General features: G+C 42.3%; 8 protein-coding genes and 1 pseudogene. 5 read left to right on the top strand and 4 right to left on the bottom strand.

The window, feature by feature from the left end; genetic code table 11:
- Nucleotides 1–93: 93 nt before the first annotated feature.
- The gene (locus SC428_RS11720; protein WP_070929486.1) at nt 94–453 is read right to left on the bottom strand and encodes a DUF488 domain-containing protein; all 360 of its coding nucleotides are present in this window, start codon (nt 451–453) and stop codon (nt 94–96) included.
- Nucleotides 454–488: 35 nt separating this feature from the next.
- Complete coding sequence (locus SC428_RS11715; RefSeq protein WP_140186315.1) at nt 489–1,043, bottom strand: DUF2569 domain-containing protein; 555 nt, start codon at nt 1,041–1,043, stop codon at nt 489–491.
- Nucleotides 1,044–1,326: 283 nt separating this feature from the next.
- On the opposite strand from SC428_RS11715, the pseudogene SC428_RS11705 reads away from it, so the two are divergent.
- A pseudogene (locus SC428_RS11705) lies at nt 1,327–2,226 on the top strand (DNA-3-methyladenine glycosylase family protein).
- Nucleotides 2,227–2,516: 290 nt separating this feature from the next.
- On the opposite strand, the gene poxB reads toward SC428_RS11705, so the two are convergent.
- Nucleotides 2,517–4,241 (bottom strand): ubiquinone-dependent pyruvate dehydrogenase, encoded by a 1,725-nt coding sequence (poxB, locus tag SC428_RS11700; protein WP_318707857.1) that lies wholly within the window; start codon nt 4,239–4,241, stop codon nt 2,517–2,519.
- A gap of 764 nt (nt 4,242–5,005) precedes the next feature.
- Here poxB and proP point away from each other — a divergent pair.
- The 3 genes from proP (at nt 5,006) to SC428_RS11685 (ending at nt 8,362) form a co-directional block, all read left to right on the top strand.
- Nucleotides 5,006–6,508: a glycine betaine/L-proline transporter ProP gene (gene proP / locus SC428_RS11695; protein ID WP_070929488.1), complete on the top strand. Its 1,503-nt coding sequence runs from the start codon at nt 5,006–5,008 to the stop codon at nt 6,506–6,508.
- Between the two features lie 26 nt (nt 6,509–6,534).
- On the top strand, nt 6,535–7,980 hold the full coding sequence (gene phrB / locus SC428_RS11690; protein WP_140186317.1) for a deoxyribodipyrimidine photo-lyase: 1,446 nt from the start codon (nt 6,535–6,537) through the stop codon (nt 7,978–7,980).
- 70 nt (nt 7,981–8,050) lie between these two features.
- Nucleotides 8,051–8,362 carry a monooxygenase gene (locus SC428_RS11685; protein ID WP_283126202.1) on the top strand — a complete coding sequence of 104 codons (312 nt, stop codon included), beginning with the start codon at nt 8,051–8,053 and terminating at the stop codon, nt 8,360–8,362.
- Between the two features lie 69 nt (nt 8,363–8,431).
- On the opposite strand, the gene paaZ is transcribed toward SC428_RS11685, so the two are convergent.
- A complete protein-coding gene (gene paaZ / locus SC428_RS11680) occupies nt 8,432–10,495 on the bottom strand; it encodes a phenylacetic acid degradation bifunctional protein PaaZ (RefSeq protein WP_140179733.1) in 2,064 nt (687 codons plus the stop codon).
- 317 nt (nt 10,496–10,812) lie between these two features.
- On the opposite strand from paaZ, the gene paaA reads away from it, so the two are divergent.
- Nucleotides 10,813–11,751 (top strand): 1,2-phenylacetyl-CoA epoxidase subunit PaaA, encoded by a 939-nt coding sequence (gene paaA / locus SC428_RS11675; RefSeq protein ID WP_070929491.1) that lies wholly within the window; start codon nt 10,813–10,815, stop codon nt 11,749–11,751.
- Nucleotides 11,752–11,831: the final 80 nt, after the last annotated feature.

Here is an 11,831-nt window from a genome sequence, read left to right as displayed (position 1 = left end):
TTCAAGATACAGCTAGGCGACAAATAAACGAGTCGCTAGGGGTATAGAAAATACTGCGATTGACGCGAATATCTCAACGAGAAATACCGCAACTTAAGGCATAACGGGTATGCCATTTTCTAGATAAGACTTGAGCACATTGGCTTGATTATGCTCCCTATCCTTTGCGCTATACAATAATGTCAGATTACCTTGCTGTGATTGTTGCACCAAAGTTTCCCACGCTTGCGTATTATTATTTAGCTCTTGATAGTAACTCGCTACAAATTTATCAAATTGATCTGGATGTTGATGGAACCATTTACGCAATTCATTTGATGGTGCAACTGCTTTATTCCACTCGTCATACTGTAAATCGATTTTTTTTATTCCACGCGGCCATAATCGGTCAATCAGTACACGGTATCCATCTTCAGGCGAAACTGGGTCATAGACTCTTTTACAGTAAATCATGCGCCCTCCTTTCAACCGCCGTAATGTTTATATCGTTAATTTACAAATGTATTTTTCACTCTAACAGAGGTTAAAAAATAAGGGATCCAAATCGCACAAACCACTGCACCACGAATAATCTCTTTCACATCTTTGTCATCGACAGGAACTGCAAGCAACTCTTTGACTAGAATAACATCAGCAATGATTAATATCAGTGAAAATACGTAGAAAAATATAATTACTTTCACCGCCAATTTCTTTTTTGTGAAAAACAGATAGCAAAGATATAGCAGTGTTCCATAAAGAATGACATTACCCATGACCTCAAAATACGTTAGTTCTTTAAATAACGGCATAAAATAAGAGGATGTTGGGTCTGTTAACAAATTCCAATATTCAAAGACATCTGCGTAGGCTACCCAGAATGAGAATGGCAAATAAAACAAAGACACAATGAGCCCGAGCATTGGCAATATTAGCCATCCCCCTAACCCTGCTGGTTTTAAAGGTGGTTTAGCATCACGGGCAGTAGGTGATTTATTCGGAATATCTTGAAGAAATGCCTTGTTACTACCCTCACGTACAGAGCAATCTTCTGAATCATTCATCATCACATCCTTGCTTTGTTTTATTCAACAGCGTCAAAATATTATGGTTATTATACTCTAAATAATTCACGGCACAGCTTAAGCGACGGATGAACTAGTCACTAGAAAAATAGAAAACGGTGTGACTAGCACAAGTGAGCGCAGTCATTATACCTTCACGAAAAGCGCTGCAACTTGAAGTATGACAAATATAAACTCTAACTCTTTTCAAGTAAGATGACACGCTTGAAATCCAAATTAATCATGCCAAAATGCGTTGTATCACAATATAAAGGCTCACATCATGCCAACTGCAATCTCACCGCTTATTCTACCTGTAAATTTTCGTGCTGATGATTTTTTTGCATTTCATTTAAGAGATAGACAAAACATTGCAGAAATCGTCGAAAACAATGTACTACGTAAAGGCATACTTTGGGATAACTCGCCGGCGTAGCTGATTATTACAATCGACCAACAAATGGCCACTATCAAACTAGAAGTGGATGACTCAAGTAATATCGCCAATGATCAAAAAATGATAGAGATTGGCAAGCACATGCTTGGCTTACAACAAGCGATTGAACAGTTCGAAACGCAGTATTTATCTCATCCAATCATTGGTCAGTTAATCCAACATCAACAAGGCCTACGTATCTATCAATCTGCTAGTGCATTTGAAGCCTTAGTATGGGCAATTATTGGCCAACAAATCAGTGTCACTGCCGCGATTGCAATACGCCGACGCTTTATTCAAGCAACGGGGAGCATGCACTCATCGGGTATTTGGTGCTTTCCTAACGAGCAACAGGTCGCTGCGACTGACGACGATACCTTGCGGCAAACGGGTTTTTCTGCGGGGAAAATTGTCGCGATCCGCACCCTCTGTGCTGCGATTATCGACAAACAGATCGATTTATCGGTCCAACTAAATCAAAACAATCACCAAGAGCTGGCTAACCAACTCCTCAATCTAAAAGGTATTGGCCCATGGACGGTCAGCTATGCACTTTTGCGCGGTTTCAATTACCTTGATGGCTCGTTACATGGTGATGTCGCGGTGAGGCGTAACTTACAATCCTTATTAAAAATGGCAACACAGCCAACAGCCAAAGAAACTGAAAAATGGTTAACGGAGTTTTCTCCTTGGCGTGCTTTGGTTGCGGCACATTTATGGCGAAGTCAGTCTGCGGCAGGATACTAGAACCCACCACGATGAGTCATGGCGGATCTCGAGACTCTGGATCATTCCAGATACAAATGGGTGATGAATAAAGATAGGTGAGGTGGCTTATTCAACGTAGTCACCCACACTATCTTCAAGCATGACCGGTATACTCTAAATAATTCAAGATGCAGGTAGGCGACAAGTGAAGATAGGCGGGGAGCATAGATAGACTCTATGACTCGACTCGCTGAGTGTAGTCAACAACCCTGCAACTTAAAGTATAACGAGTATATACCCCAACCGAAAAACGGATTGGGGTATGATCATTAACGTAACCAGTTAGTTTTTGCTAACTCAACGACTTCATCACCGCGGCCACTGAGGATGGCTTTTAACATATATAAACTAAAGCCTTTCGCCTCTTGTGCATTGATGGTTGGTGGCATAGAGAGTTCCTGTTTAGCCGTAACGACATCCACGACTACAGGGCCATCATGTGCGAAAGCTTCTTTTAACGCTGCATCAATGTCTTCACTTTTCTCAACACGGATCCCTTTGATACCTGCTGCATTTGCTACCGCAGCGAAGTTAGGGTTATGTAGATCCGTTCCTTCTGTGAGGAAACCACCCACTTTCATTTCCATGGCAACAAAGCCGAGCACACCATTATTCAGAATAACCACTTTTACCGGTAGATTCATTTGTGCCAGTGATAGCATGTCGCCCATCAGCATACTGAAACCACCATCACCACTCATTGTGATCACTTGGCGTTTTTTATCAACAGACTGAATACCCATCGCTTGTGGCATCGCATTGGCCATCGAACCATGGTTGAATGAGCCGATTAAACGGCGCTTACCGTTCATTTTCAGATAACGAGCAGCCCAAACCGTTGGCGTTCCTACATCACAAGTGAAAACCGCATCATCATCAGCTAATTCGCTGATCCGGCTCGCCAAATATTGCGGATGAATAACCCCTTCTTTACCCGGTTTTGCTAAATCATCTAAGCCTTTACGCGCTTCAACATAGTGTTTCAATGCACTATCTAGATGGTGACTATCTTGTTTAACGTCTAAATGAGGCTGTAATGCAGTTAACGTCGTTTTAATATCACCAATCATGCCCATATCGATATGACAATGTGAGCCTAAGCTACCTGCATTGATATCAATTTGAATGATCTTAGCGCCTTGCGGATAGAACGGACGATATGGGAATTGGGTGCCTAATAAAACCACAGTATCCGCATTCATCATGGCATGATAACCAGATGAGAAACCAATTAACCCTGTCATACCTACACTATATGGGTTATCCCATTCAATATGCTCTTTACCACGTAATGCGTGTACAACTGGGGCTTTCAATGTTTCCGCTAGTTTGATCACTTCATCGTGTGCGCCTGCACAGCCAGCACCACAGAACAGCGTGATATTTGTTGATTGATTTAGTGTATCTGCCAATTTTGCAATTTCAGAGTGCTGAGGCATGATCAATGGAGCCTGTGGCTGATACCATGTATCAACCGCATTCTCAGGTGCGTCGCGTAATGCGATATCACCCGGTAATACGATCACAGAAACGCCTCTTTCTAGGATGGCTTTGCGCATTGCAATACCGAGAACTTGTGGCAATTGCTCTGGGTTAGAAATCATTTCACAATAATGACTGCACTCACGGAATAACTCTGTTGGGTGAGTTTCTTGGAAGTAATTGCTACCAATCTCACTTGATGGGATATGTGCAGCAATGGCCAATACTGGCACGCGGTTACGATGGCAATCATATAACCCATTAATAAGGTGCATGTTACCTGGGCCACAGGAACCTGCACAAACCGCGAGTTCACCTGTCATTTGAGCTTCAGCGCCTGCTGCAAACGCGGCAACTTCTTCATGGCGAGTGCCTAACCACTCAATGGTTCCAAGGCGGCGTAAGCTATCACTTAAACCGTTTAGTGAATCACCAGTAACGCCCCAAATACGCTTAACACCTGCGTTATCTAGAACTTTTGCGACATAGGATGCGACAGTCTGTTTTTTCATAGTGGCACTCTTTCAAAGTCAAGATTAGGTTAAAATCATTCACGGAAGCTGATAATACACTCTCCGCAATACTTCATTTTTATTAAACTAATTTATATGCTGCACCTAGTGTAACTAATTAAATTGACTGTTCCTACCAGCTAAAATCAATCGGCAATAAGAACAGAATAATCATCCACTAATATCAAAAGAAGAGTCTAGGTTCAGCATAAATTAAGTTTTAAATTAAACGTAAACATGGAAAAAAAATAATATTTACAATTATTTAATAAATTACAAACTAAGAATGGTAAATAAATATTCTAAATTATCGAATGCAGGCCAAAGCGTAAAATAAACAGAAAAAATATCTGTAGAAAAAATCTAATGAGTCGAAAAGGGTAAGAGATGTAAATATCACTTTTCAGACTAAACATCAAAAATAACAGCACTAATCAGCATAAATAGCCGGAGTTTTACATTTAATCGATATTATTATACAATTGCTCGAATGTTAGGTCATATAAAGGTTCCAATTTTGCTTTTTTTACCCAATTTATTACAACAAAATTGCACTCATTATTCCTCTGTTCTTCACATTTCCCCTCGCAATTATTAGCGATAGTTCTACCCTTATTATTAGTAATAAAGTTCAGCGTGACATATGCCATATTGAGGACTTTTTAAAATAGTGATTGATTTATTGATGTGTTCCGCGAGTTATGACTAGTCTAATAACGTAGCCCCGCACGTTTTTGAAATTCAGATAACAGGATGGTTTCATTATGAAGTTCAGAAAGAAAAAAGAAAAACCACTAAATATTAACGACATCACCATTATTGATGATGGTAAATTAAAAAAAGCAATCACCGCTGCTTCGCTGGGTAATGCGATGGAATGGTTTGATTTTGGTGTATATGGCTTCTTAGCTTACGTACTTGGCCAAGTCTTCTTCCCTGGCGCATCACCGAGCGTCCAGATGATAGCCGCATTAGCCACATTCTCCGTGCCATTTCTCGTCCGCCCATTAGGTGGCGTGGTTTTTGGGATTTTAGGTGATAAATATGGCCGACAAAAAGTCTTGTCCGTCACCATTATTATTATGGCGGTCAGTACCTTCTGTATTGGTTTAATACCATCGTATGCCAGTATTGGTATTTGGGCTCCGATCTTATTGTTGCTAGCTAAATTAGCACAAGGCTTCTCTGTTGGTGGTGAGTACTCAGGCGCTGCTATCTTTGTTGCCGAATACTCTCCTGACCGTAAACGTGGCTTTATGGGCAGCTGGTTAGACTTTGGTTCTATCGCGGGCTTCGTCCTAGGTGCCGGTGTTGTTGTGCTGATCTCAAGTATCGTTGGAGAAGAAAACTTCCATGAGTGGGGTTGGAGAATTCCATTCTTCTTAGCACTGCCACTTGGTATTATCGGCCTATATCTACGTCATGCCCTTGAAGAAACCCCTGCATTCCAACAGCATATCGAGACATTAGAAAAACAAGATAAAGCCAACATTCAAAACCCACCGAAGGTTTCATTCCGTGAAGTGGTCTCCAAATATTGGAAGAGCCTGATGATCTGTGTTGGCTTAGTTATCGCAACGAACGTAACTTACTATATGTTATTGACATATATGCCAAGTTACCTATCGCATAACTTGAATTATTCAGCCGACCACGGTGTGTTAATCATCATTGCTATCATGATAGGTATGCTATTTGTCCAACCAATCATTGGCTTAACCAGTGATAAAATTGGTCGTCGTCCATTCGTCATTGCAGGTAGTGTAGGTTTGCTTATTTTAGCTTACCCAGCCTTTATGCTGATTGACAGCGGCTCTGTTGGTCTGATTTTTGTTGGCTTACTGATTTTAGCTGTTTTACTTAACTGTTTTACTGGGGTAATGGCGTCAATTTTACCCGCGATTTTCCCAACGCATATTCGTTATAGCGCCCTTGCAATTGCCTTTAATATTTCGGTCTTGATTGCGGGTGCCACGCCAACGGTTGCAGCTTGGTTAGTTGAATCAACCAATAATCTGTACATGCCAGCCTTCTATTTGATGGTTATCGCACTGATTGGTTTGTATACTGGGATCAGAATGCCAGAAACTGCCAATAAACCACTTCGAGGGGCCACACCGGCAGCATCTGACCGCGCAGAAGCGAAAGAAATTTTAAACGAGCACTATGACAATATCGAACAAAAAGTTGAAGATATTGAACAACAAATTGCTGAACTTGAGAAAAAACGTCAATCGTTAATCAACCAGCACCCAAAATTGGATTAAGTACCGAGCTAAGAAAGGAGTAGATGATGACGAAAAAACAGGCTTGTCATATAGTCTGGTTTCGTAACGACTTAAGAGTTACCGATAATAAAGCGTTATCATCTGCTTGTGCTGATCCTGAAGCAAACGTGCTCGCCGTGTTTACCGCCACGCCGGAACAATGGCGAGCACATGATCTCTCATCACGACAAATTACTTTTATTCATCAGAACTTACTTGAGTTACGCCATTCACTGGCGCAGTTAGCGATCCCTTTAATTTGCCATACCGTTTCTGATTTCACACAAGCAGCGCAGTGGGTGCTTGATTTTGCCCAGCAACAACAAGCCGACCACGTGTTTTTTAATCGCCAATACGAACTGAATGAACAGCAACGAGACCAATGGCTAATTAATCAATCGACATCTTTTCATGTTCATGCCTTTGATGATGCACTGTTGTTACCCCCTACTTCAGTGACAAACCAAAAAGGTGAGATGTACCAAGTCTATACACCATTTCGTCGCGCTTTTATCACACAGCTCGTCACAACCGATTACCACTCAGCTCCTGCTCCTCAGGCGAGAGGAGAAAAACTGACCGTACCAGCGGTATCGACTCTATTCGATTATGATTTTGTTGATATTGCGCCACATTTTCCCGCAGGTGAACATGCCGCACGGCAGCAGCTAAGGCAATTTTGTCGCCTGAAAGTAAAAAATTACTCACAACATCGCGATATCCCATCCATTGATGGAACCAGCCAATTATCACCCTATTTAGCTATTGGTGTCCTATCACCTAGGCAATGCTTAAATCGTTTATTGGCTGAAAACCCTCATGTTTTTGATTCGCCCGAGAGTGGCGCATTTACATGGCTAAACGAACTGATTTGGCGTGAATTTTATCACCACCTGCTAGTGGCGTTTCCCCGTTTATGCCGTCATCAACCGTTTATTGAATGGACACGGTACATTCAGTGGAATAACTCGAAAGAACAACTTAAAGCATGGCAAGAGGGTCAAACAGGTTACCCGATTGTGGATGCCGCAATGCGCCAACTCAATACCACTGGCTGGATGCATAATCGACTCAGAATGATCACCGCGAGTTTTCTTGTCAAAGACTTATTAATTGATTGGCGGCTTGGCGAACAATACTTTATGCAGCAGTTGATCGACGGCTCATTAGCCGCCAACAATGGTGGCTGGCAATGGTCGGCTTCAACAGGTACCGATGCACAACCTTGGTTTCGCATTTTCAATCCAACGACCCAAGGCAAAAAATTTGATCCACAAGGTGAGTTTATTCGCCAATGGTTACCTGAACTACAGGCAGTACCCGATAAATACATTCACTCCCCCCATGAATGGGCTGAATCAAATCAACTTAAACTGAACTATCCAAAACCGATTGTTGACCATAAACAAGCTCGTTTGAACACGTTAGAAGCATTTGAAGCCAGTAAACGTGACAGCTTGAAAAACCATTAATCATCAAAGTAATAATTTCACTTAATCAGTATACTGTGCACAGCAAACAGAAAATCAAACAGGAGTGATTATGCAGGTTATTTTACAAGTTGATTTCCCCTATCAGGGACCTTGGGGTGATGAAATGGCAAGCGCAATGGAAGAACTCGCAGGATCGATTAATCAAGAGCCTGGCTTTATTTGGAAGATATGGACAGAAAACCCCTCTACACAAAAAGCAGGGGGTATCTATCTATTTGCTTCACCACAACAAGCTCAAGCCTATCTTGAAAAACACAGCGCCCGTTTAAAATCCTTTGGCGTCCCTGAAGTCAGAAGCGAAATTTTTGCTGTGAATAACGCGTTGAGCCAGCTCAACCAAGCGCAATTTATCACTAAGTAATACAATCTAAGGAAAAAACCTTGTGTTTATCGTACACAAAAGTTTTTTCCTTATCGATAGCCGTCACTACTACACAAAATCCCCTTCACGACGTTCAACTAACGTCAGAATACTATATAGCGCAACTGCCACACCATGTTGGTTGAAGACCTGAACATCCCATTCAACCACACCGTTTGGCTTATCTTCTTGCGTTTTTTGCGCCTTTTTAATTTTCTTCTTACAGGTTAAACGTACTTGAATTGTGTCGCCAATTTTCACTGGTTCAATAAAACGTAGATTTTCCATTCCATAGTTAGCGATCACAGGACCAACGGCTGCATCAACAAATAAACCAGCTGCCGCGGATACCACAAAGTAACCATGAGCGACACGTTCACCAAACAGTGACTGCGCAGCGCCTATTTTATCCATATGAGCATAAAAATGATCACCACTTAGGCAAGCAAAATTGACTAAATCGGCTTCCGATACAGTACGTCTGGCAGTTAATAATGTGTCGCCAATGACTAAATCTTCAAAATATTTTCTAAATGGATGTACTGGGTCTGCATACACTTCAGCGCCACGACTCCATTGCTTAGTCACTGCGGTCAACATTGATGGACTCCCTTGAATAGCGGTCCGTTGCATATAGTGTTTAACGGCTCTTAACCCACCTAGCTCTTCACCGCCACCCGCTCTACCGGGACCACCATGCACTAACAAAGGAAGCGGGGAACCATGGCCTGTCGATTCCGTCGCCGCTGCCTCATTAAGGATCAACATTCGCCCATGTGCTCTAGCACTATGACGAATAACCTCTTGAGCGACGGATGCTTCTGCCGTAACCACAGTTCCAGCAAGGCTTCCTTCTCCCATAATCGCGAGCTCAACAGCTTGCTCCGTAGTCTGATAACTCATCAATGTCGCAACAGGGCCAAAAGCCTCCGTTTCATGTACTGCTCGATGCGTATAAGGATCGGCACAATATAGCAAGGTCGGAGGGTAAAATGCCCCTGTATGAATATCGCCACCTATGATGTTGACGCCTTGAGTTGTTCCACCACACAGTATTTCACAGCCATTTTGTTGCAAGAAAAGAACTTTTTCTTGCACATCATCGCGTTGCTCTTGGTTAATCAACGCCCCCATACGAACGCCTTCCACCGCAGGATCACCAACGGTGACACCTGACAAACGATGCAATAGCGCCTGCTTGACAGCTTCCAATTGAGACCCGGGTACAATGATACGACGGATAGCAGTACATTTTTGCCCAGACTTTGATGTCATTTCACGCACTATTTCTTTAATAAATAAAGAAAACTCAGGTTGCTCTGGCTGCACATCCACCCCAAGAATGGCACAATTAAGGGAATCTGCTTCCATCGTGAAAGGAATGGATTTTTCGCGTAACCGTGGATGGGATTTTAATTTTTGCCCAGTTGCCGCCGAACCTGTAAATGTCACAACATCTTCAAAATCAAGATGTTCAAATATCTCACCCACACCGCCGCAAATGAGCTGTATTGCACCTTCGGGCACCAACCCACTTTCAACAATTAAACCTACCATCGCTTGTGTTAATTGAGCTGAGGCCGTTGCAGGTTTGATAATCGCAGGGACGCCGGCTAACCAAGTGGGCGCAAGCTTTTCTAACATCCCCCAACAAGGAAAGTTAAACGCATTAATGTGTAAGGCAACACCACGACGAGAAGTTAAGATATGACGTGCAATAAACTGCCCTTGTTTGGATAAAGGGATCATCTCATCTTCAGGCCAAATGGTATCGTCTGGTAGTTCACGATTTGCTAGCCCTGAAAAAGCAAACAGTGTTGCAATCCCCCCTTCAATATCTACCCAGCTATCCGCCTTTGTTGCGCCTGTTTGTGCCGATATCTCATAAAGATAATCCTTACGCTCTAATAAATATTTAGCGACGGCCTTAAGCATTTGCCCGCGTTGCTGAAATGTCATGGCAGCCAATGCGTCACCACCATGTTTGCGCCCATAAGCGAGACTATCGACTAATGGTAAACCCTCTGTCGACACTTCATATAGAGCTTCACCGGTCAATGCATGATAAATCTTACGGCTTTCACCCTGACCAAATAACCATTGACCCATTATATAACTTGTTAATTGCTGCATTACGCCCCCAAAAGAAAACAATAATCAACATTGATACTAAAATATGTATCATAAAACTAAGCTTATATACCAATACAAATTTAACAAGTCAGAAACAAAATTAATTAAAACAACTCAAAACCCCCTCATAATATCGCCTCAAGGATAATACAGACAATTGAATTTAAAAGAATTCAAAATTATCATTGTGAGCTTCATCGCAAAATACAAACAATCAACATTGATTTATTTGTTAACGATTCCTAGCATTAATGTTAATTAAATATGATTCACTTTTATTTTAATGAATTAAAATTCGAATCATCTAAGGTGGAAAAATGGATAATCAATATCAAGAAAACTTCGAAAATAAACTCGAAGCCGACATCAATATCGAACCAAAAGATTGGATGCCCGATGCCTACAGGCAAAACCTGATCCGTCAGATAGGCCAACATGCTCACTCGGAAGTTATTGGTATGTTACCTGAAGCAAATTGGTTAACTCGTGCTCCAACGCTACGGCGTAAAGCGATTCTATTAGCCAAAATTCAAGATGAAGCAGGGCACGGCCTCTATCTCTACAGTGCGGCTGAAACCCTTGGCTGCTCACGCCAAGACATCTACCAAAAGATGCTTGATGGCAAAATGAAATACTCTTCGATTTTTAACTACCCCACTCTCAATTGGGCAGATGTTGGCGTAATTGGTTGGCTAGTTGATGGTGCTGCCATCGTAAACCAAGTTGCATTATGCCGAGCTTCATACGGCCCTTACGCTCGCGCTATGGTGAAAATTTGCAAAGAAGAGAGTTTTCATCAGCGCCAAGGTTATGAAGCTGTCACCGTGCTTGCCAATGGCACTCCACAACAACAAGCCATGTTACAAGACGCTATTAACCGTTTTTGGTGGCCAGTACTGATGATGTTCGGCCCCAATGACAGTGATTCGCCACACAGTGCGCAAAGCATGGCATGGAAAATTAAACGATTTAGTAACGATGAGCTACGCCAAAAGTTTGTTGATAACACAGTTCCTCAAGTTGAAGCACTCGGAATGACGATCCCTGATCCTGATCTGCAATGGGATGAGTCAATTGGCCACTATCGCTTTGGCGAAATTGACTGGGAAGAGTTTTATCAAGTGATTAAAGGTGAAGGTATCTGTAATTACGAACGTGTTGAAGCCAAACGAAAAGCTTGGGAAGACGGCGCATGGGTTCGTGAAGGCGCGATGGCATACAGTCAAAAGCAACAAGCCATTCAAGCTGCCGCTTAACTTTAAATTGCAGTGTTGTTGGCTACAGTCACAGTGCTTACTAGGCCGCTAGCGACTTATTCAATTATTGCCTAACGACA

Source organism: Providencia sp. 2023EL-00965 (assembly GCF_033550225.1).
Lineage (GTDB): Bacteria > Pseudomonadota > Gammaproteobacteria > Enterobacterales > Enterobacteriaceae > Providencia > Providencia manganoxydans.
The sequence above is the reverse complement of the archived record's forward strand: the minus strand, read 5'-3'. Positions and strand labels throughout refer to the sequence as shown.

Coding starts and splice junctions, on each gene's coding strand:
- SC428_RS11720 (WP_070929486.1), bottom strand. CDS start 453: ATGATTTACTGTAAAAGAGTCTATGACCCAGTTTCGCCTGAAGATGGA.
- SC428_RS11715 (WP_140186315.1), bottom strand. CDS start 1,043: ATGAATGATTCAGAAGATTGCTCTGTACGTGAGGGTAGTAACAAGGCA.
- poxB (WP_318707857.1), bottom strand. CDS start 4,241: ATGAAAAAACAGACTGTCGCATCCTATGTCGCAAAAGTTCTAGATAAC.
- proP (WP_070929488.1), top strand. CDS start 5,006: ATGAAGTTCAGAAAGAAAAAAGAAAAACCACTAAATATTAACGACATC.
- phrB (WP_140186317.1), top strand. CDS start 6,535: ATGACGAAAAAACAGGCTTGTCATATAGTCTGGTTTCGTAACGACTTA.
- SC428_RS11685 (WP_283126202.1), top strand. CDS start 8,051: ATGCAGGTTATTTTACAAGTTGATTTCCCCTATCAGGGACCTTGGGGT.
- paaZ (WP_140179733.1), bottom strand. CDS start 10,495: ATGCAGCAATTAACAAGTTATATAATGGGTCAATGGTTATTTGGTCAG.
- paaA (WP_070929491.1), top strand. CDS start 10,813: ATGGATAATCAATATCAAGAAAACTTCGAAAATAAACTCGAAGCCGAC.